The sequence below is a fragment of the Exiguobacterium mexicanum genome (genome assembly GCF_005960665.1).
GTDB lineage: Bacteria > Bacillota > Bacilli > Exiguobacteriales > Exiguobacteriaceae > Exiguobacterium > Exiguobacterium mexicanum_A.
Genome location: NZ_CP040676.1, coordinates 2209766 through 2232044, shown reverse-complemented (window position 1 = coordinate 2232044; position 22279 = coordinate 2209766). Strand labels below are relative to the sequence as shown.

At 51.5% G+C, this 22279-nt stretch carries 17 protein-coding genes and 1 riboswitch; of the genes, 10 read left to right on the top strand and 7 right to left on the bottom strand.

Annotated elements, in window-relative coordinates:
* Window positions 1-50: 50 nt before the first annotated feature.
* Window positions 51-225, top strand: a riboswitch (Lysine riboswitch).
* A 112-nt stretch (window positions 226-337) separates the two neighbouring features.
* Both FED52_RS11855 and FED52_RS11850 read left to right on the top strand, forming a co-directional pair.
* Window positions 338-1930 (top strand): Na+/H+ antiporter NhaC family protein, encoded by a 1593-nt coding sequence (locus FED52_RS11855; RefSeq protein ID WP_138859994.1) that lies wholly within the window; start codon window positions 338-340, stop codon window positions 1928-1930.
* Between the two features lie 123 nt (window positions 1931-2053).
* Window positions 2054-3381, top strand: a protein-coding gene (locus FED52_RS11850) for an IS3 family transposase (RefSeq protein ID WP_138858667.1) whose coding sequence is annotated in 2 segments (ribosomal slippage) — window positions 2054-2453 and window positions 2453-3381 — 1329 coding nt in all. Because the reading frame shifts where the segments join, the coding sequence is not laid out codon by codon here.
* A 120-nt stretch (window positions 3382-3501) separates the two neighbouring features.
* Here FED52_RS11850 and FED52_RS11845 read toward each other — a convergent pair.
* Entirely contained in the window at window positions 3502-5133 is a 1632-nt protein-coding gene (locus FED52_RS11845) for a peptide ABC transporter substrate-binding protein (RefSeq protein ID WP_138859993.1), read from the bottom strand.
* 225 nt (window positions 5134-5358) lie between these two features.
* On the opposite strand from FED52_RS11845, the gene FED52_RS11840 reads away from it, so the two are divergent.
* Window positions 5359-6762, top strand: coding sequence for a basic amino acid/polyamine antiporter (locus FED52_RS11840; RefSeq protein WP_138859992.1), 1404 nt, complete (start codon window positions 5359-5361; stop codon window positions 6760-6762).
* A gap of 41 nt (window positions 6763-6803) precedes the next feature.
* On the opposite strand, the gene FED52_RS11835 is transcribed toward FED52_RS11840, so the two are convergent.
* The gene (locus FED52_RS11835; protein WP_138859991.1) at window positions 6804-8846 is read right to left on the bottom strand and encodes an EAL domain-containing protein; all 2043 of its coding nucleotides are present in this window, start codon (window positions 8844-8846) and stop codon (window positions 6804-6806) included.
* Window positions 8847-9002: 156 nt separating this feature from the next.
* Here FED52_RS11835 and FED52_RS11830 point away from each other — a divergent pair, with 156 nt between their 5' ends.
* From FED52_RS11830 to FED52_RS11820, 3 genes are all read left to right on the top strand, one after another.
* Entirely contained in the window at window positions 9003-10205 is a 1203-nt protein-coding gene (locus tag FED52_RS11830) for an ornithine--oxo-acid transaminase (RefSeq protein ID WP_138859990.1), read from the top strand.
* A 90-nt stretch (window positions 10206-10295) separates the two neighbouring features.
* Window positions 10296-10703, top strand: coding sequence for a fluoride efflux transporter CrcB (gene crcB / locus FED52_RS11825; protein ID WP_138859989.1), 408 nt, complete (start codon window positions 10296-10298; stop codon window positions 10701-10703).
* Window positions 10700-11044, top strand: a complete 345-nt coding sequence (locus FED52_RS11820) for a fluoride efflux transporter FluC (protein WP_138859988.1) — start codon at window positions 10700-10702, stop codon at window positions 11042-11044. Before crcB ends, FED52_RS11820 begins: the two co-directional genes overlap by 4 nt.
* A gap of 35 nt (window positions 11045-11079) precedes the next feature.
* Here the strand turns inward: FED52_RS11820 and yhfH are convergent, their stop codons facing one another.
* Entirely contained in the window at window positions 11080-11238 is a 159-nt protein-coding gene (yhfH, locus tag FED52_RS11815; protein ID WP_021065246.1) for a protein YhfH, read from the bottom strand.
* 146 nt (window positions 11239-11384) lie between these two features.
* On the opposite strand from yhfH, the gene FED52_RS11810 reads away from it, so the two are divergent.
* Together FED52_RS11810 and FED52_RS11805 are read left to right on the top strand one after the other, a co-directional pair.
* Window positions 11385-11747: an ArsR/SmtB family transcription factor gene (locus FED52_RS11810; RefSeq protein ID WP_138859987.1), complete on the top strand. Its 363-nt coding sequence runs from the start codon at window positions 11385-11387 to the stop codon at window positions 11745-11747.
* Window positions 11748-11856: 109 nt separating this feature from the next.
* Window positions 11857-13890 (top strand): heavy metal translocating P-type ATPase, encoded by a 2034-nt coding sequence (locus FED52_RS11805; protein WP_167491848.1) that lies wholly within the window; start codon window positions 11857-11859, stop codon window positions 13888-13890.
* Window positions 13891-13928: 38 nt separating this feature from the next.
* Here the strand turns inward: FED52_RS11805 and FED52_RS11800 are convergent, their stop codons facing one another.
* Window positions 13929-14555, bottom strand: coding sequence for a hypothetical protein (locus tag FED52_RS11800; RefSeq protein WP_138859985.1), 627 nt, complete (start codon window positions 14553-14555; stop codon window positions 13929-13931).
* A gap of 159 nt (window positions 14556-14714) precedes the next feature.
* Here FED52_RS11800 and FED52_RS11795 point away from each other — a divergent pair, with 159 nt between their 5' ends.
* On the top strand, window positions 14715-16784 hold the full coding sequence (locus FED52_RS11795; protein WP_138859984.1) for an alpha-amylase family protein: 2070 nt from the start codon (window positions 14715-14717) through the stop codon (window positions 16782-16784).
* A gap of 42 nt (window positions 16785-16826) precedes the next feature.
* Here FED52_RS11795 and FED52_RS11790 read toward each other — a convergent pair whose 3' ends face one another.
* The 3 genes from FED52_RS11790 to FED52_RS11780 all read right to left on the bottom strand — a co-directional run bounded on the left by FED52_RS11790 (window position 16827) and on the right by FED52_RS11780 (window position 20892).
* Window positions 16827-19430 carry a putative bifunctional diguanylate cyclase/phosphodiesterase gene (locus tag FED52_RS11790; RefSeq protein WP_240731265.1) on the bottom strand — a complete coding sequence of 868 codons (2604 nt, stop codon included), beginning with the start codon at window positions 19428-19430 and terminating at the stop codon, window positions 16827-16829.
* Window positions 19431-19530: 100 nt separating this feature from the next.
* Window positions 19531-20397, bottom strand: coding sequence for a YitT family protein (locus tag FED52_RS11785; RefSeq protein ID WP_138859983.1), 867 nt, complete (start codon window positions 20395-20397; stop codon window positions 19531-19533).
* 87 nt (window positions 20398-20484) lie between these two features.
* Window positions 20485-20892, bottom strand: a complete 408-nt coding sequence (locus FED52_RS11780; RefSeq protein WP_138859982.1) for a YkvA family protein — start codon at window positions 20890-20892, stop codon at window positions 20485-20487.
* A gap of 113 nt (window positions 20893-21005) precedes the next feature.
* Here FED52_RS11780 and FED52_RS11775 point away from each other — a divergent pair, with 113 nt between their 5' ends.
* On the top strand, window positions 21006-22244 hold the full coding sequence (locus FED52_RS11775; RefSeq protein ID WP_200860057.1) for an aminopeptidase: 1239 nt from the start codon (window positions 21006-21008) through the stop codon (window positions 22242-22244).
* Window positions 22245-22279 lie beyond the last annotated feature (35 nt).

The following is a 22279-nucleotide window of genomic DNA, read 5'->3' as shown; positions in this document are numbered from 1 at the left end:
CTATGACCTATGATAATTTAGACGTAACTTTAAATGAATATTCGTGCTATCGATGAGGTAGAGGTGCGATGCTGATGAGTAAGTAGTCCGAGGATGACAACGGTGAAGACTACAGAAAGGCAAGATCGCCGAAGTGTAAAGTCATGTCTCTGACTTTGTGCTGGGCTGACGGGAAATACCCGTCAGACTGCCATACATATTTATGTATGGAGCGCTCCAAGTCGGCTAAGAAAGACGGAACATCCAGCGAGGGTGTCGGCTTTGTTGCCGATGCCCTCGCTTTGCGTTTTTTTAAGCATAGGGGGCCTCATCTCAAACAGAAGAGGAGGAAATCAGCATGGTAGATTATTCAACTTCGGTACTATCACTCGTACCAGCTTTACTCGCCATTATTATGGCCATCACAACACGGAAAGTCATTCCGTCACTCGGTGTCGGGATTATCGCAGGGGTGCTACTGCTTCACAATTTCAACCCGCTCGAATCGATTCAGTATTTATGGTCAAACATCATCGCGCTATTTTGGGCGGATGGGGCCATCAATGAATGGAACGTGCTGTTGATCGCGTTCTTGCTCTTGCTTGGCATCTTGTCATCCATCATTCAAACGTCGGGCGGAGCCCGTGCGTTCGGAGAATGGGCCGCTTCTAACGTCAAAACGGCTCGTGGCGCTCGGCTCGTCTCGTTCGGTCTTGGGATTTTGATTTTCATCGATGACTATTTCAACAGTCTTGCCGTCGGGAATATTAGCCGACCGCTGACGGACCGGAAAAAAGTATCACGCGCAAAACTCGCTTATACGATCGATTCCACGGCAGCACCGGTCTGTGTCATCAGCCCGCTCTCGAGTTGGGGAGCGTACATCATCGCCATCATCGCAGGAATTCTTGCGAAGTACTCAATCGACAGCTACTCGTCATTCTCAGCGTTCATCCAAATCATCCCGATGAACTTCTATGCCATCTTCGCACTTATGTTGACGGCGTATGTCGCTTACACGGGACTCGCGATCGGACCGATGCGTACACATGAGCTACGTGCCCTTCAAGGAGAGCTCTACGATTCATCGAAAGGCGCACCGATGGGGATGAGTGAAGATATTAAAGAACACGATGGCGGGAAAGTCCGCGACTTGATTGTCCCAATCATCGTGTTGATCATTGCCACTGTTTCAGCCATGTTGTACACAGGCGGACAAGCGCTTGCTGCCGATGGTCAAAGCTTCTCGCTTCTCGGTGCGTTCGAGTCGACAGATGTGACACGGTCACTCGTGACCGGTGCCGTCATCAGCTTGCTCGTTGCGCTCTTGCTCTTGATTGGTCGTAAAATTCCAGCTAAAGACTACGGTCATGCGACGTGGGCCGGTATCCGTGCCATGTGGCCCGCCGTACTCATCTTGCTCTTTGCCTGGACGATCATTGCCGTCATCGGAGATATGAAAACGGGTGATTACTTGGCAAGTTTTGTCACAGATTCGATTGCAGCGTCTTACTTGCCGCTCATCTTGTTCGCGATCGCTGGTCTGATGGCGTTCTCGACAGGGACGAGCTGGGGGACGTTCGGTCTCATGCTTCCAATCGGGGCAGACTTGATTATGGCCGTCGATCCGGAACTGTTGCTCCCGACACTCGCGGCGGTGCTCGCTGGTGCGGTGTTCGGTGACCACTGCTCACCGATTTCGGATACGACGATCCTCAGTTCGACGGGTGCCGGATCGCACCATATCGACCACGTGTTGACACAACTTCCATACGCGTTGATTGCGGCTGGTGTGTCAGCGGTCGGGTATTTGGTCCTCGGGATCACAGGCTCGATGTGGATCGGCTTCTTCGCGGCATTCGCGACGTTTGTCGTGGTCCTTGTCATCGCGCAAATCATTTCTAAACGCGGACGCGTGCCAGCTGATATGCGCGCTGAACGCGAAACGTAATTCATCTAGATTAAAGGCGTGCCACCGCTCTAAACTGTACCCTGAGTAGTAGACACTAAAAAAAAGTCTACTGCTCAGGGTTTTTGTGTACACTGGACTAAATCATATTGGGAGTGAATTCGAGTGTCGAAGAAGATATTTACGTCAAAAGAAATAGATGCGCTAGCCGCAAATCCTTACGTTAAATCTGTGAGCCCGAAAGGGATCACGTATACCGATGAGTTTAAGGAACTTTTTATAGCACAGACGTTGGAAGGAAAGTTCCCTGTGGAAATCTTCCGGGGATGTGGATTCGATGTGGAGGTACTCGGTGAACGGCGTATGAGTTCTTGTAAAAATCGTTGGACACGAGCTTACCGAAAAGATGGGGTAATGGGGCTGCGCGATACACGATCAAGTAATTCAGGACGTTGGAGAGATAAAGAGCTGTCGACAGAAGAACGGTACGCGAAGCTCGAGGCCGAAAACAAACTGTTGAAAGCAGAGGTCGAACTATTAAAGGAGATCCGCCTGGCGGAAGGGAGAGGAAAGCTGGACTTAACGCATCGCAAAAGTATGAGCTGATTCAAGGTGTCATCATCAAGCACAAAATGAAGGGGATGGTCAGCCATCTCTGCCAGGTGGCCGGGGTGTCACGTCAGGGATACCACGCCTATTTCTCGGAACGGAGGAGACAGACCAGACAGGAGCGCGAATCGAAAGACGTGGCTCTTCGTGACCTCGTTCTGAAGGCGTTCCACTTCAAGAAGCGCAAGAAGGGTGCTAGGCAGATCAAGATGGTGCTGTCTGGTCATTTCGGTGTGACGATGAACCTGAAGTGTATCCGACGTATCATGCGGAAATACAACATCGTGTGTCCAATCCGCAAGGCGAAGCCATACAAACGGCTCATTAAGGCGACGGCCGAGCACCGGGTGGTGCCGAATCGCCTCAAACGCGAATTCAAACAGGGCACTCCCTACAAGGTGCTTCTCACCGATATCACCTACATATTTTACGGGAACGGTAAGCGAGCCTATCTTTCGACCATCGTGGACGGTTCGACCAATGAGGTACTGGCGCATCAACTCTCTGAGAACATCAATCTCGACATTGTATTGGATACGTTGAAGCGTTTACGGAAGAACCGGAGGATTCGCTTGGACAAGGACGCATTCATCCATTCAGATCAAGGAGGGCACTACACGAGCCCGACCTATCAGAAAGAGGTGAAGCGTATGAAGCTAGGTCAATCCATGTCCCGACGGGGCAACTGTTGGGATAACGCTGTCCAGGAATCATTCTTTGGACATTTCAAGGATATCGTCGAGTTAAAGGCCTGTACCACGTTCGATTCACTACAGCGTGAAATCCGAAAAACCATTAACTATTACAACCATCATCGTTATCAATGGAACATGAAAAAGATGACTCCCGTACAGTACAGGAATCATCTCCTTGAATCAGCATAAGTTTTTTTATTAATGTCCTTTACAAGGGGTACAGATTACTCGTGGCACGCCTCTTTTTTGTATTGGCATAGGTGTCGATGCACAAACAAGCCCTGCCACAGGAGTGACAGGGCTTGCTGATTAGTTGACGTCCAACCACTTGAAGCTAGCGTCAGCTCCGAACGGATGGCGGTGCATGTTTTGAATGTTTGAGCGTTCGAGGTACGCTTCACCTTTTTGATAGATCGGTGCGATCGCGAAGTCATCTTCGAGCAAGATGCGTTCTGCTTCTTGCATCGTTTCCCAACGTTTCATTTGATCAGCTTCTTGTTTCGCGCTTTGGATCAATTTATCGTACTCGTCGTTCGAGTAGGCCATCCGGTTGAACGGACCGTCCGTTACCCACATGTCGAGGTACGTCATTGGATCCTGGTAGTCAGGGCCCCAGCCAGCAGCTGAGACGTCGTACTCACCTTTACCTTCAAGGTCAAGGAAGTTTTTGAACGGCTGTTGCTTGATGTTGAGCGTGAGGCCAGGGAGGTTCTTCTCGAGCTCACCTTTGATGTACTCGTTGACTTTCTTGAACGCTTCTTCATCACGTGAGAGGAATTCAAGTTCGATCGTTTCGACGCCAAGCTCGGCAAGACCTTTATCCCATGCCGCTTTCGCTTCGTCGACGTTGTAGCTTTGAAGGTCTGGATACTTCTCGCGGAAGTCGGCTCCGTCTTCTGTGAACGTGAAGTCTTTCGCGACGATATAGTTGGCCGGCTGTGAGCCGTCTGTCAAGATGACGTCTGTGACACCTTGCTTATCGAAGCCTTTCGCGAGCGCCTCACGAATGTTGACGTTTTGGAGTGCTTCGTTTTTCTGGTTGAAGCGAAGGAAGTTGATGCGTGCGTCGGCACGAGTCTTGAACTCTTCGCTGTCTTGGAATTGTGGTACGAATTCAGACGACAAGAGCGTGTAGTCGACTTCGCCCGATTCGAACAAGTTGACACCCGTCGCGACTTCTTTGACGACTTTGACGTTGATCGTCTCCATCTTGACGTTTTCAGCATCCCAATAGTCCGGGTTCTTTTTGTACACCCAACCTTCGTTGTCTTGCCAGCTGTCTAAGACGTAAGGCCCGTTGTAGAGCGTCTTATCGACCGCGCTCGCGAACGACTCGCCTTGCTCTTCGACGAATTCTTGCTTTTGTGGCATGTACGTCGGGAACCCTGTCAACCCGAGGAAGTAAGGGGCTGGTGCTTCCAATTGAACTTCGAGCGTCTTCTCGTCGACCGCTTTCGCGCCAAGCGTATCGAGTTCTTCTTCGCCTGCGAGAATCTTATTGGCGTTTTTCAAATCTTGAAGGATATACGCGTACTCGGCACCTGTCTCAGGATTGAGGGCACGTTTCCATGAGTAGACGAAATCTTCAGCTGTGACCGGTGAACCGTCTGACCAATTCGCGTCACGCAATTTGAAGGTGTATGTAAGTCCATCTTCTGAAATTTCTACGTCTTCAGCAATTCCCGGTACCGGTTGGTTATTTTCATCCAGACGATACAGTCCCTCGAAGACGTTGTTCGTCACGATGACCGATGTCGAGTCCGTTGTGAGCGTCGGATCGAGCTGTGGTAAATCTGTCGCCGAGACGAGCGTGATTTCCTTCTTCGCATCACCCGATGATGATCCGTCCGACGAGCTCGACGATGATTCTTCTCCGCCGCCACATGCTGCTGTCGCAAGCAAGGCGACACCCGATAAAGCTAACCATTTTTTGTTGCGCATTGTGTTACCTCCCGAAAATTCTGATTGTTTCGAATATATTGCAATTAAACTACAAACAAGATGAATAGGCAATAAAATTTTTTTAATTATTCGAAAATATAAACATTAGTGAAACACCTATCTAAACGCCTTTGGTTTCAGTAGAATAAGGAAATCGTCGAATGATTATACATTATTGATGAATAGTTATTCGTCAGACGTCAACTTGCTTTGGAGGGTTTTTGAATGAAGTCACAGTCAGCCGGAATCGGCTTTTTTGGACTCGCTGCCATGGTCATCGGAACGATGATTGGCGGAGGGGCATTTAATTTACCGGGAGCGATGGCGCAAGGTGCCGGGGTCGGATCGGTGTTAATCGGTTGGACGATTACCGGCATCGGGATGGTCATGCTCGCGTTCGTGTTTCAATTTCTAGCCAATACACGTCCTGAACTCGAGGGCGGCATATACGCCTATGCGAAAGAAGGGTTCGGCAAGTTTGTCGGATTCAATAGTGGGTGGGGCTACTGGATGTCGGCGTGGATTGGGACGGTGGCGAACATCACGTTGATCTTTAGCACGCTCAGTTATTTCTTCCCGATCTTTTCGGCAGAGCATCGGGCGTTTCGATTGATTATGAGCGTGATCGTGATTTGGGGGCTGTTCTGGATCATCTCGCGAGGGATGAGAGAAGCGGCACTCCTCAATATCGTCACGACAATCGCGAAGCTCGTCCCAATCTTTTTATTTATCATCCTTATCTTGTTCGCTTTCCGGATCGACACGTTCCAAATCGACTTTTGGGGTCAGTCGGGCTTCAGCTGGTCACAGGTGTTCCCGCAAGTGAAATCGACGATGCTCGTAACGTTATGGGCGTTCGTCGGCATCGAAGGAGCGGTCGTCTTATCATCACGGGCCCGTCATAAACGAGATGTCGGACGAGCGACGGTGATCGGACTGGTTGGGACACTCGTCATTTATATGATGATCTCAATCATATCGTTCGGGGTGATGACCCAAGAGCAACTCGCGTTACTGGCGGAACCGTCGATGGCGTATGTGCTTGAGGCGGTCGTCGGTCCCGTCGGTGCGACACTCATCAATATCGGCCTCCTCGTCTCGCTCTCAGGTGCGTTGCTCGGGTGGACGATTCTCGCGACAGAGATTTCTTATGTGGCAAGTCGCGACGGGGTGTTCCCGAAATTGTTCAATCGGCTCAATCGGAATGAGACGCCGGTGAGTGCCTTGTTCATCACGCAAGTCTTCACACAACTCGTCACTATCATTGCACTCTTCTCCGAACAGACCTATTTGGTGCTCTCGAGCATTGCCGGGATTGCGGCCCTCGTCCCGTACTTGTTTTCCGCCTTGTTCGGTTGGAAAGAGGCACGACGCACAGGGACGCACTCGATGCTTGTCATGTCGGGCATCGCGACCGTTTACGCGGCATGGCTCCTCTATGCGTCGGGTGTCGAATATATGCTCATCGCGATGATTCTTTACGCGCCGGGCGTGTTCGTCTTCATGCTAGCCGAACGTGAACAGGGCCGTCCGTTCCTGAGCCGTCTGCAATATATGATTGCAGTCGTCATCCTGTTGGCGGCCACGTACGGCGTCTATGGACTATGGACGGCCACGATCAGCCTATAAAAAAAAGTCATCGAACGTCGTGAAGACGTCCGATGACTTTTTTATTGCTTTCCGCCCGTTAACAGGCGAACGACTTCGATTGGAGGCATCGGCTTGGCGTACAAGAAGCCTTGGAACGAATCGCAGGCAGTTTGCTTCAAATGATCGAGCATCTCTTGGTCCTCGACGCCTTCGGCGACGACGTGCAGATGTAGGCTCTTGCCGAGATGGACGATGACATCGAGCAAGTGCGACTTCGAGGCGAGCCAATCGTCTAAAAAGACTTTATCGATTTTCAGCTCGTCGACCGGGAACGACTTCAAGTATTGGAGTGAAGAGAATCCAGTTCCAAAGTCGTCAATCGACAGGCGATAGTCGAGCCGCTTGATTTGATTCATCCGGGAGATGATTTCATCCGTCTGTTGCATGACGAGACTTTCCGTGATCTCGAGAATGATGTCGGACGGGTTTAAATTGAGCTGTTGCTTGATATTTCGGAGCGTATTGATGAAGCTGTCGCTCCGGAATTGGTTCGGTGAAATGTTGACAGCCATCGACAACGGATAATCGACGAGTCGTTGCCATGCTTTCAACTGTTTGGCGGCCTCAAGGATGACCCAGTTATTAATCGGGACGATCAGCGCCATCTCCTCGGCGAGCGGGATGAACTCCGACGGCGGGATTTGACCGAGCTCATCGTGATGCCAACGGAGAAGTGCCTCGAACCCGATGAGCCGGTCGGTCTTCAACTCGAACTTTGGTTGATATTCCAAATAAAAGTGTTTTTCCTCGAGCGCTTGATAGAGCGCTTTTTCGATATGGATTTGACGTGAGAACGCGTCGTCCATGTCTTTCGTGACGAACTGAATCGTGCCGACGCCAATCCGTTTCCCTTTGAACAAGGCGCTTTCGGCACGCGTATACAGTTCTTCTAATGAAGATGTGGCCGATGGATAGAAGACACAACCGATGGAAATCGACACCATGATCGAGTGATGATAAATCCGGAACGGTCGTTGCAGTTCATGTTGCAATTGACGCAACAACTGGAACACTTCCTCTTTCGACTCTTCAAAGAACAGAAGTCCAAACAAGCCGCCCGACGGATGGAACATGACGCTCGTCTCAGGCATGAACTGAGTGGCCCGGTCTTTGATTTGGACGAGTAGTTCGTTGCCGACACGGGAGCCGAACGATTCGTTGATGATTTTAAAGCGATCGATGTCGAACAAGGCGACATGGACCAAACCATCCCTTTGATCGACAGTTTTCAAGACGTGGGCATATTGGCGAAGCCACCCTTTTTTATTTAATAGACCGGTCAAATCGTTATGATAGGCGAGGTAGTTGACCTCTTGCTCGAGCCGTTTTTTATCCGAGACGTCAAATCCGAAGGCGGTATATTGCACGACTTCGCCTTCTTCGCTCAAGATTGGGACGACCGTCAAATTGAGCCAGCACGTGTTCGCCGTATGACGTTCCGAGCGGATGGGCATCTCGCCGTTCCAAATACGGTCGGTCGTAAGCGCTTGAAGCACGTCCTCGGCGATCGGGTCATTCTCGAATGACGGATGGATGAGCTCGAACCAATTACGACCGATAAATTGGTGGTCGGGGGCCCCGATCAATCCGCATAACAACGGGTTGACCTCGGTGATTTCCCCATACGCGTTCGCAGCCAGATAATAAGTCGACTGCTCAATCATCGCCTGAAAATGATGGAGTAAGTTGAACTGTTCCGTGCTGATGAGCGGACTAAATCCTTTCGGTAAAAAGGCTAAAAAATAGCCGGTGAAATCGTTGATGGAAAAGGATTGTAAATAGGCGGTCGCATAGACGACCGAACCGTTTTTATGTTTGAACGGCGTCATCGCCGTCGTCGAGAACGGATATTGAAGGAGCAGTGGCGACCACGTCTCGAGCGTATGCTCTAAGTGCTGGACGACCGGGAGTGAGTGGTGAAGGACCTCGTCCCGTTCCCATCCGAAGAGCGTTTCCGCATGCTCGTTCCAAAGAAGGACGTTGCCGTCGAGGTTGATGTAACAGCATGGGACAGATAAAGCATCGATGAACTCGTCAATCGGCAAATCGCGCAATGAAGCCACAGCATTTCCTCCAATCTACATCAAATGAATCGTACTCTACGTTCAGTGTACCTTATTTTCCCAACCCGAGGAATGGGCAAGTTGGTCGTTGTCAAAAGAAAGACGGTCATCATATACTGAAGAAGTAAGATAGTTTTTTGATAAGGGGGAAATCAAATGTCAAAGACACAAGAAGTGATTGAATTGACAGAGAAGTTCGGGGCGCACAACTATCATCCACTTCCAATCGTCATTTCGGAAGCGAAAGGGATCTGGGTGACGGATCCAGAGGGGAACCACTACATGGATATGTTGAGTGCCTATTCGGCCGTCAACCAAGGTCATTGTCATCCGAAAATCATCCAAGCGCTAAAAGATCAGGCGGATAAAATCACGCTGACGTCACGTGCGTTTTACAATGATCAACTCGGTCGTTTCTACAAAAAAGTGGCAGCGCTTACAAACAAAGAGATGGTGTTGCCGATGAACACGGGTGCGGAAGCAGTCGAAACGGCTGTCAAAGCATCACGTCGCTGGGCGTATGAAGTGAAACAAATCCCAGGCCAAGCGGAAATCATCGTCTGCTCGGGCAACTTCCACGGCCGGACGATGGCGGCGGTGTCGATGTCGACAGAAGCGGAATATCAACGCGGATTCGGGCCGCTATTGCCAGGGTTTAAAGTCGTGCCGTACGGTGACATCGATGCGTTCGAGGCGGCCATCACTGAAAACACGGCGGCGTTCATCGTCGAACCGATTCAAGGCGAAGCCGGCATCATCATCCCACCGGCTGGTTATTTGAAACGTGCCAGCGAACTGTGCCGGCAGCATAACGTGTTGTTTGTGGCCGATGAGATTCAATCAGGGCTCGGTCGCTCAGGTAAATGGTTCGCCATCGAATGGGAAGATGTGGAGCCAGATATGTATATTCTCGGAAAAGCGCTCGGGGGCGGCGTGTTCCCGGTATCGTGTGTGGCGGCCAATGAAAACGTCTTGAGCGTATTCAATCCAGGATCACACGGTTCGACGTTCGGAGGGAATCCGCTCGCGGCGGCCGTGTCGATCGCGTCACTCGAAGTGTTAGAAGAGGAGCAGTTGCCAGAACGTTCCCTCGAACTCGGCACATATTTCATGGATCGTTTGAAATCAATCGACAATCCACTCATTAAAGATGTGCGCGGTCGCGGTCTGTTCATCGGGATCGAATTGACGGAAGCAGCCCGTCCATACTGTGAGGCGCTTAAAGAACGCGGCCTGCTCTGCAAAGAGACGCATGAGACGGTGATTCGTTTGGCGCCACCACTCGTCATCACGAAAGAAGAGCTCGATGAGGCGTTCGAGGCGATTTCAGCCGTGTTCGCACCAGCCGCTATTTCGTGATTGCGCATCGCTTGTTATAATGAATACAGACTTAAACACCTGTCTCGCGACGTGCTCGCGGCAGGTGTTTTTTTGAAGGGAGACGGGGCCATGCTCTATGTATACGTCGGCTTGGCGGGAGCGCTCGGTGCCTTGGCACGTTATGGGATCGGGACAGGCATCGAGACGTTTTGGATCGGTCTGTTTCCGCTCGGGACGCTGCTCATCAATTTATCAGGAAGTTTCGCGCTCGGTTGGCTGACACACTTTCTGTTTCGGTCCGGACGTCTCTCTCCGAGTGTCGTCACCGCGGTCGGGACAGGGTTCATCGGCTCGTTTACGACGTTCTCGACATTCAGTGTGGAGACGATTGAATTGTTAGAGGCTGACGCATTCGGTTCAGCTCTGCTTTATGTGACGCTCAGTCTCGGACTTGGGCTGTTCAGTTCATGGCTCGGATTTTGGTTTGGGCGGCGACGGTTCGATCGGGCTGTCATGCGAGAGGGGGGAGTACGATGACGCTTCTCGTCATCATGATCGGCGCGTTCTTCGGGGCGATGGCACGATTCGGGGTCGGTCAGTTCGTCAAAACCCGGACGACATCGGCGTTTCCGTGGGCAACGCTCATCGTCAATGTGACTGGTTCGTTTGGACTTGGGTATTTATACGGGGCGAGTGTTCACCAAACGCTCATGCTCGGTATCGGTGTCGGCTTTCTCGGTTCGTTCACGACGTTCTCGACGTTCAAGCTCGAAGTGATGCGGTTCGTCGCCAAAGACTGGCTTCGTTTCGGGATGTATTTGCTTGCGACCTATGTACTTGGTCTGTTGGCTGCCTATCTCGGTTATCATCTGCCATGAAAAATCCCTCGGAAACTTGTTCCGAGGGATTTGCTTTATTCGCTAAGTTGCAGTTTTTCAGCACAGGATGGGCACGTGTTCTCGTAAGACTCGCACTGCTCATCCATCTGTTTCCCGCATTCTTGACACGTCTTGTCCGGTAACTTCCGATAAAATTCGACGGAAGATTCAAGTCGGCTTGCCCATTCATTCATTGTAACTGCCCCCTTTATTTAAGTAACGTAGCTGTTATGTTGTTTTGATTGTATTATAACAGTGGTGTATAAGTCAATAATAATATATAACAGATTTATAAATCGGATTTTGTTAGAATGAGAGTACAGAAAACGAGGTGAGACGGATGAAAGCACCCCAGTGTGAAACAATCGCCATTCAAAGTGAAGATGTGACGGTGTTACAACGGGCACTGACAGACCTAGATGCGGTTCGAGTCAGCCGATTGTTCAAGGCGTTCGCCAATCCAACCCGGCTCAAAGTGTTGTACGTCCTGACGTTAGAACGGGAACTGTGCGTCTGTGACGTGGCGGCCGTGATCGGACATTCAAACGCGACGGCGTCGCATCATTTACGGACGTTGCTCGAGCAAGGGCTTGTCAAATATCGAAAAGAAGGAAAAGTCGTCTACTACTCACTCGACGATGATCACGTCCGGCTACTCGTCGAGATCGCGATGGCCCACAGTGCCGAACAAATTGATGCGTGACAAAGAGCCAGCTGGGATTCCAGTCGGCTCTTTTTTCGGTTGTAATTGTGATGGAACAGCGTTACGATATATTCAAATGAATGTTTGAATGTAAAGGGGCGAGATAATTATGAAACGGGATGTATTACCTGTCGAAGGGATCACATGTACGAACTGTGCCGCCAAAATCGAGAAAAGCGTGACGGGAGAGGACGGTGTCGCCGCTTGTCAAATCGATTTTGCGACAAGTCGAATGATTATCGAATGGGATGATTCGAAGGATCACACGAAGACGCTCCGCGCCATCGAAGCAACGATGGGGCGAATTGAACCGGGAGCACATTTTGTCAAAGACGAGGCGGAAGTGCCGATGTCGGGTCGCTTATTGTGGCGGTTTGGCGTCGCGTTCGCCCTGCTGCTCGTCGGTCTGTACACCGATTTGCTCTTTGTGTACGCGATTGCCTATGTGGTCGCAGGCTATGACGTCGTCTATGCCGCAATTCGCAACGTATGGCATCGGGAATGGTTTGATGAAAAATTTTTAATGTCGATTGCGACGATCGGTGCGATTGCGATTGCGGAGTATCCGGAAGCGGTCGCCGTCATGCTGTTCTACCAGCTCGGTGAATACTTCCAAGCGCGGGCCGTCCACGCCTCGCGACGGTCGATTCAATCGCTGTTGAACATGAAACCGACGATTGCGCGCGTGTTCGAAGATGGACGAGAAGTAGAAAAACGTCCTGAAGAGGTCGCAACCGGTAGCATCATCATCGTTCGAGCAGGCGAACAGATCCCGATGGACGGTCGTGTGCTGCGAGGCTCGAGCTCATTGGATACGGCGTCGCTGACAGGTGAGTCGTTACCACGCCCAATCGGTCCCGAGGAAGACGTCCTTGCGGGAATGGTCAACCTTGACGGGCGGCTCGAAATACGAGTCGAACGCCCGGCGACTGAATCGAGCCTGCAAAAAATGATTGCCCTCGTCGAACAAGCGAGCATGAACAAGGCGAGAACGGAACAGATGATCACGCGGTTGGCGAAAGTATACACGCCGGTCGTCGTCGTGCTCGCGGCGGTCGTCGCATTTGTTCCACCACTGTTTGTCGGAAATCTCGAGGAATGGGTATACCGGGCCTTGATTTTCCTCGTCATCAGTTGTCCATGCGCCTTGGTGATCTCGATTCCACTCGGCTATTTCGGTGGGATTGGAGCAGGTTCACGGCGGGGCATCCTAGTGAAAGGCGGCGAATATTTAGATGTGCTCGCCGAAGTCGATACGGTCGTATTCGATAAGACCGGTACGCTCACGACCGGCCGCTTTGAAGTGACCGATGTCGTGACAAACGGGGAGCTGACGACAGACAAGTTGCTTCAGCTTGCCGCCCGTGTTGAGATGGCCTCCACGCATCCGCTCGCAAAAGCAATCGTCGAGCATGCGGGTCCAGTCGCACCGTTCTCGATGATTCAAGAAGAACCGGGATACGGGTTGATGGCGATCGACGGTGAAAACCGCATTTACGTCGGCAGCGCCCGCTATGTTCAAAAATTGGGTTATCCAACCCCGGCGGAGACATCGGGGACGATCGTCCATATCGTCAAAAATGACCGTTGGCTCGGCCGAATCGAGTTGAGAGACCAAGTGAAGCCAGATGCGCAAGAAACGATTCAAGCTTTGAAGCGCTATGGTTATCAGACGGTCATGTTGACCGGGGACCGGCAAGAAGTCGCAGCCGCCGTCGGTTCGGCAATTGGAATCGATGAAGTGAGAAGCGAATTGCTTCCGCATCAAAAAGTCGCAGAAGTCGAACGGTTGGCGGCAACTGGCAAGGTCGCTTTTGTCGGTGACGGATTGAACGATGCGGCGGCGCTCGCACGAGCCGATGTCGGACTCGTGATGGGCGGCGTCGGGAGTGATGCAGCGGTCACGGCAGCCGACCTCGTGCTGATGAACGACGCTCCGCGAGACGTCGTGGCAGCGATTGAATTAAGTAAGCGGACACGGCGGATTGTTTGGCAAAACATCACGTTCGCGTTCGGTATGAAGGCGCTCTTCCTCTTGCTCGGTCTCTTCGGACTAGCCTCGATGTGGGAAGCCGTGTTTGCTGACGTCGGGGTTGCCTTGCTCGCCATCGGGAACGCCGCACGTCTCATTCATTCCAAATAAAAAGACCTCACAATGGAAATTGAGGTCGAGGGATCGTCTCATTGGAGACGGTCTTTTTTTCGTGTTTTGAAGAGGAGAAACAGCAAAACGAGCAGTGCGGCGATGAGCAAGATGGCAATCGACGTGAGGGCTTGAATCAACACATCGATTTGATTCTCGGTCGCGACGAGTTGTTTGCGGATGTCTTCATACTGTAGTTTCTTCAATGCGCGCAAATCTTCGAGGATCGTTTGGCGCTGATCGGTCATCGTCTCGGCTAGCTCGGTCGCGGCCTCGAGATCGCCGCGCTCATAAAAGACAAGCACTTCGGCGGCGCCTTGCTCCCATATTCCGTCACGGTAAAGCAAATCAATCAGCGAGCTCGGTGTGTGCGGGTCGTTCGTGATCGACGTCTTCAACTCTTCAGCTTGCTGGGACATACTGTAATACGATTCTAAAAAACGCCGGTCTTCGTAGGCGAGCAACCCGCGAATGGCGTTGGCTCGTTCAATGTTAAAATACATGATCTCTTCAATGGCATCATAAGAATCGAGGCGTTGACTATGAATCGACTCGAGCTGATGTCTCGTGTCTCGAAGTTGAAACCCAAAACCCGCAAGGATCAGCACGGATAAAAGTGACAACAAGATGAGTAAGGTCAGCCATTTCTGTTGGGACACGGTCATCCCTCCTTCCATACAATCGTACAATATTTACCGATTTCGTCGCAAAATATTTTTTTGGGAAAGGAAAATTTCGGGTAAAGGTATAAAAATATAGTAAAGCGTTTCTTGTTATCGTTTACAATGAAATGAGGAACGATTTCATTCATAAGGAGAATACACATGCCAGAGAACTCATCGTTACGCAAGTTACACCAGGTCTTGAAAGAAAAACGAACGAACATGGAATACGACATTCCGGCCTTGTGGAACCGCCTGCAATTCCCTTCAGAGCCTGTCCGAGATGGCGTCGAACGGGTCAATCCTTACGATTTTTTAATCGAGACGATTGAAAAAGCGATTCTCCCGCATGCGGTCGACGGACGGGATTATCATCAATCGGTCGCCCAAGCGGATGGATATCTTCAAACGGGCGGCGATTGGATCAAGCGTGCCTCCGTCTATTCGATGCAAGTCCGGACCTCGACGTCATGGGATCATGACGGTTCAGGTTATGTCGAGATGGAAAACTCGGTCGGGATGAAGGACACGGGAACGTTCGTCAAAACGCTCGCGCTAATCCCGCACTTGCTTTATATGGGAATTGACACGTTGTTCCTATTGCCGATCTCGCAACATAGCCACAAAAATAAAAAAGGCGAATTTGGTTCTCCTTATGCCGTGCAAGACTTCTTTGGAATCGATGAAGAACTGAAAGAGACGTTGACGGGAGACGGCTTGACGGTCGAAGAAGAGTTCGCCGCGTTCGTCGAGGCATGCCATATGGTCGGAATTCGGGTCGTCATCGATGTCATCCCACGCACATGCGCCCGTGACAACCGTCTCATTCTAGAAAACCCGGAATGGTTTTATTGGATCCCGGTGACGGAACTTGACTACTATCACCCGCCGCACGTGCCCGGTATCGGAGAAAACGTAAAACCAGAGCACGCTTTCTTGCCAATGATTTACGGGTCGGAAGACGTCTGGGCGCATTTGCGTCGCTTCTCGATGGCGCCGAACCTCGTTGACGCGGACAAGTGGGAGACGGTGAAGACGTACTTGCTCGAGCACCCGGAAGAGAACTTGCTCGCGGTCATCGAGCGTGAGTTCGGTTTGACGACCGCTCCAGCTTTTTCGGATTGTATCAATGACCCGCAACCGCCATGGTCGGACGTCACATACTTCCGTCTGTTCCTCGATCATCCGACAGCGGCAGCGCCTTACGTCAGCGAAGCGAACTTGGCTCCGTACATTCTGTTCGATTCGATCAAGTCGAATCAATTCCGGGGCGATCAAATCAATGAGCCGCTATGGGCGATGCTCGCCGATATCATCCCGCACTACCAGCGCGAATTTGGAATCGATGGGGCCCGCATCGATATGGGTCACGCCTTGCCGGTCGATTTGGCACAACGGATCCTTCAACAGCCACGCGCACTCGACGCCAACTTCAGTTTCATCGCTGAAGAATTGATCGAAATCGGAGCGTGGGCAGCGAAAGAAGCGGGCTATAACATGATTATCGGCTACGGGTTCTATAAAGAACCTCGATTCGATACGCATGAGACACACCAGTTCATTTATGACTCACGTTTCTTACCGTTGCCGGTGTTCGCGGCCGGAGAGACAGCGGACACGCGCCGCGTGGCGACACGGGACGGGGGACGGCAAGCGAGTCGCTTGCTCACTGTGTTGAACGGCTTCGTGCCGAACGGGGTCCCGATGACGAACTCGGGGCTCGAACTGTATGAGACGCAACCGATGAACACCGGGCTCGACTGCCGCCCGGAAGAAGCGTACCAACTCTTCCCGACCGATCCGTACTTTGGTAAGCTCGCCTTCTTCGACGCGTATCAGTTCCATTGGGATCACCCGGAACGAGACGAGATGATCGAACTGATGCATCAAGTGGCCGAGGTGCGTCGTCGTTGGTTGGACGTCCTCGTCAACCCGAGTCATTTCGAACCGCTCGCCATGGCACATATGGATGCGCCGTTCATCGGCCTCGCTTGGTTGCGTCCGGATACGAACGAGACGCTTCTCGTCGTGGCCAATACGGATATGTACCAACCGCTGCAAGGGAAAGTCCCGCTCGACGGGGTGCGACGCCGTAACTGGAACGCGAGCCGTTTCGCCGAGATGGTCTACTCACCGACGTCATGGCCGTATGCCGAGCACTCGTTCGATGAGAATTGGGACCTGTGGGTCGATTTGAAGCCGGGCGAAGTCAAAATTTATGAGATGAAATAAGCAAATGCCCCGAATCGGTTTACCGGTTCGGGGCATTTTTTGTCACATCGTCTGCTTCATGTAGTAGATGACAAACTCATTGAGTGGCATCGGTTTCGCATAGCGATAGCCTTGCATCGAATCACAGCCGATTTTCCGTAAGAAATTCTCTTGATACTCGGTCTCGACACCTTCAGCGACGAGTGCCATCCCTAGTTGTCGGGCCATGGCGACGATCGTCGCGGTGACGGTTTGATACTCCCGGTTCTCTTCGAGTTGCATCGTGAACTCGCGCGGAATCTTTAACTCGTCAATCGGATAGCGGACGAGGTAGGCGAGTGAGCTGTAGCCGGTCCCGAAGTCATCGATCGACAGTTTGATGCCGAGCGCCTTGAGTTCGAGGATCCGTGTCAACACCCGGTCGGAATGGTGGGCGGCGACGGTCTCGGTCAATTCGAAGTTGAGTCGGCTCGGTTCGATTGGAAACCGCTCAAACAAAGTCGTCAAATACTCGATTAAATGTTCATCGAACAATTGACGGACGGAGAGGTTGACCGACAATTTCGGCAAATTGATTTCTCCTTGCTCGAAGGCGTACATCAATTGGAACGTCTCATGGATCATCCAGCGACCGAGATCATGGATGTGGCCCGTCTCCTCGGCGATCGGGATGAATTGGCTCGGCGGGATGAAGACCCCATCGCGTTGCCAGCGCATGAGCGCCTCGGCCCCGATGATGGCTTTCGTCGAGGCGTCGACTTGAGGCTGAAGGTAAAGCGAGATCTCGCCTTTTTCAAGGGCGGTGTCGAGCCCTTCCATCAACAGCTTGCGTTCTTCTTTATCCGCACGCAGTTCTGGCGCGAACAGGACGGTCTCATTACGTCCCTTGTCCTTTGCCTTGTACATCGCGAGGTCTGCGTTTGAGAGCAAGTGCTTGAGCGTCGATCCGTGGTCGGGATAGCGGACGATGCCAATCGACGCATGGATCTCGACGAGCGTTCCGCCCATAAAGTAAGGCGGGCGATAGACGAAGCGTCGCAACCGTTCGACTAACATCTCATCATCATCATGTTCGGCGACGACGATGAACTCGTCACCGCCGAGCCGTCCCGCGTACTCGTTCGGCAATAAGGCACCTCTTAGTCGTTTGCCGATGTGTTGCAGCAATTCATCGCCCATATGATGGCCGAACCGGTCGTTGATCTCTTTGAAGCCGTCCAGGTCGGAGAACATGAGCGAGAATCGTCGTCCTTCGGCGATGAGCCGTTCGATTTGTTCTTGCAACGCGTAACGGTTGTGTAGTCCCGTCAAACTGTCATGATTTGCTTGATAGTAGATTTGTTCTTGTTGCACGATCATTTGGGTGATGTCTTTGACGATGGCATAAATGCCTTCGACTTCCCCGTCGATAATCATCGGGATGTTCATCAGCTGCCAAACTCGCTTCGCCCCGTCCTCGGTGACGACATCGACGTCGAGCGTACGCGGGCGACCGTTCTTCAAATCATGCAATACGGTCGCATAGGCGGACCGGTCTTTTTGTTCGATGATATCTAATATGTTGGAACCGATGAGTGTCTCTGTGTCATGACCGAGGACAGAGCTGCCGGCCTCGTTTACGGACAACACTTCACCGTGAAGGTCGAACAAGAAAATCGGTTCGGCATGATAGGCGAACAGGGACCGATACTGTTGCTCCCGAATTTCAAGCTCATGTGCTTTCGTCGTCACTGCGACTTCGAGGTCGGTATTGACGGTATGTAAACGGTGACTGATCAATGCGTTTTGTTTGGCGACGACGAACTGACGGATGAGCAGCAACAAGACGGCGTTTGCCGTCATCGAGTCGAGCACAGATGTGCCGAGCAAACGATCCGAGGCGAGCATGAACAGCATGACGATTGCGCTATAGACGACGTAGTCGAACACGGAGTCATAGACGAGGGCATCTTCTCTCGATTCATCGAACACGTAGCTGATTGAAATGATAAAGATGCTACTCACTTGAAGCAGGTGCACCAACTCATGGCCGATGCCGTTGAAGATGAGCAATTGGTTCAAAATCGAGGCAGTCGTGAAGCCGAGAATGCCGATCAACAAAAGCACACGGAACGTTTGGCCGACCGAAGTGATTCGATTCAAGTAGAGAAAGCCGAGCATCATGTAGAGACTAATCAACACCATCTGTTCTTCAAACCCGTTCAAATGAGCCGCATAACGTGCTCCGTCGTTCGAATAAACGAACAGATGCAACGCCCCAATCAACAGGAAGCTGAACAAGGCGAAAATGTCGAACGTTCGCAGTTTCAATGTCCGAATTTCAATCGATTGCGTGATGACAATCAGCGACATAATCAAATAAAAAAAGTTCTGAATGAACGGCATATGGTTGATTGTTGTCGATGCGCCAAAATGGTGTCCGACCAAATAAGCGATGAAGCAGACATTGCCGGCGCTAATCAGTAAATGTATGTAGCGTCGCATCCCGCGATTTTGAAACACGGCCGTCGCGCTAAAGACGGTCGCGATGAGAGTGACCGCCGTGAAATAGACGAACAAACTCGTCTCCCTCAAGGCGTAAGGGGTGAACAGAATCAATAAAAGTCCGAGAAAAAAGGTCCCGACGAGCAAAGCGGGGACTGTTTGGCGCAACGAGTGGTTGGTCAACTCATGCACCTCCTTCTGTATATGTCTAAGAGGCCCACCATTATTATCGGATTGTTTATGGATTTGTTACACAAAAAAATCGACAGCAAGTTGCTGTCGATTAAAGTGTATACGAATGCTCTTTGAAGTTACCGACGACCGAATCGATTTCGGAGACGGTGACGAACGCTTCCGAGTCGATATCGGAGACGATTTGACGTAGTTTTGGAATTTCATTGTTTTGCACGACGACGTACAACATTTTCTTCGAGTCGTTCGAATAACCACCGGTTGCGTCCATGATTGTGACACCGCGCTTCAAGTTTTGCTTGATGACGAGGTTGATTTCATCGACTTTCTTACAGATGATGAAGCACTGCTTTTGTGCCGAGAAGAATCGGTGAATCGTCAACAGCGTTCGCGACCGGACGAAACTGAGCACGAGCGCGTACATGACCGCTTTAATGTCGAACGTGATGAACACGAGGATATAGACGATGATATCTTGTGTCAAAAAGATTTTCGGGAGTGATAAGTTCCGGTTGTTCGTATAAATGACTTTCCCGAGAATGTCGAGTCCTCCGGTCGAAGCGCCTGCGAATAACAGCAGGGCGAGCCCGAGGCCGGAAACGATCCCACTGAACACCGAGGCGACGAGCGGGTCATCGAGCGGGGTCGGCGGGATGAGCACGGGCAACGTATCGATCAAGATAGATGATAAGACGACGACGAGCCCGGTCATGAGAATGAACCGTTTCCCCAGATATTTAATCCCGACGATAAAGAGCGGGATATTCAACACGAGTTGCGTGAATCCGATCGGTGTGCCGAACAGCTCGTTGATGATCAAGGTGATCCCGACGATGCCCCCGGTCCCGATCTCGTTTGGTTTGAGCAATAAGCCGACAAAGATCGATTGTAGAATCGTTCCGGCGATGATGAACAAAGTCGTCTCGACGGCGATTCGTTTTCTTGATTTTGCGTACATAGATGATGGCTAGGCGCCATACGCCCCCTTTGAAATAAACTCACTCAAGCGTACTCCGATGGTGGAGGAATTTCAAGCGCCGAACGATTACAATTCGTTGTGGAAGCGGTCGATATCGCTTGCGAGCTGTTCATGCACGTAATCGATGACTTGAGCGTCATCGAATAAGCCGAGTGGGGCGTCGTCCGGAATCGCATCGAATGGGGATACGAAGTATAAGACGGCCGCAACGAGGGCATGTTGTTTGTCCGGCTGCATCTCGAACTGGTGATTATAGACGGCACGCAACATGTTGAGTAACTGTTTCATTTGGAAGTAGAGCGTCAGTTCTTCTTCTCGCTCGATATTGCTAATATCGTTTGAAGCGACGTCGACCGTCACTTTAGCGAGAGCGAGTTCGCCTTGGACCAAGAGGTCACCTAATGTTTCATTGTCGGTATAGTCCTCGGTCGCGCTCGTTAAAAAGTGTGTGTACGTTGTTTTCCAATCTGACATGTATATTCCTCCTTCTGTCTTCATCTACTAATATGCCCGTTTTTGCGATTTGGTTGCAACTTTTCCGAAAATTTAAGAAAATAGAAATAAGTGAAAAAGGAGGAACTGTACATATGTCTACTGTAACCATGCCGACTGAGGCAGAATTTGCCCGCTACGCTGAGCTTGCCGTCAAAAAAGGCGTCAACATTCAGCCGGGCCAACAGCTCGAAGTCCGAGCTGATATTAGCCAAGCACCGCTCGTCCGTCAAATCGTGAAAGCAGCTTACGCAGCTGGCGCGAAACAAGTATATGTCAACTGGAGCGACGAAGAGACGACGAAAGTCCGTTACTTCAACGCCCCGGCGGATGCTTTCAAAGAATACCCGGAATGGCTCAAGGCTCGCTTTGAGCAATTGGCCGAAGAGAAGACGGCGTTCCTATCGATCGTCAGCGACGACCCGGACGCACTGAACGGCGTTGAGTCGTCACGCATCGCGGACTCGAACCGTGCTGCCGGCGTGGCGCTCGCGAAATGGCGCAAATATGTCATGAGCGACAATGTCAGCTGGTCAATCGTTGCTGGCGCTTCGGAAGCATGGGCGAAGAAAGTCTTCCCAGACCGTGAAGACGCCGTACCAGCCCTTTGGAAAGCGATTTTCGAAGCGACGCGCATGGACCAACCGGATGTCGTCGCGGCGTGGGATACGCATGACGCATCGCTCCGTGAACGCGCGACGTTACTCACGAACAAGAAGTACACGAAGCTCCATTACAAAGCACCGGGCACGGAATTGACGATCGGCTTGCCGAAGAAGCACGTCTTCCTTGGCGGCGGCGGTCCGAACATCGACGGTGTCGATTTCATCGCCAACATGCCGACCGAAGAAGTGTTCACGCTCGCCGATAAAGATTCGGTCGAAGGACACGTGTCGAGCACGAAACCGCTCAGCTATAGCGGCAACTTGATCGATGGATTCACGCTCTGGTTCGAAGGCGGGAAAGTCGTGAAGGCGGAAGCGAAACAAGGACAACAGGCACTCGATGAGTTGTTGAACCTCGATGAAGGGGCGCGTCGTATCGGAGAAGTCGCGCTCGTGCCGGACGACTCACCAATCTCGAACTCGGGTCTCCTTTTCTATAACACGTTGTTCGACGAAAACGCATCGTGCCACTTGGCGCTCGGACGCGCGTACTCGACATGTCTCGAAGGCGGACCGCAAATGTCAGCCGAAGAGCTCGCCGAGAACGGTGCGAACGACTCGATGACACATGTCGACTTCATGATCGGCTCGGCCGAGATGAACATCGATGGCGAACTCGAAGACGGTTCACGCGAAGCCATCATGCGTGACGGCAACTGGGTCATTTAATCAAGCAAGAGACGAATCCCTTCGTGGAATTCGTC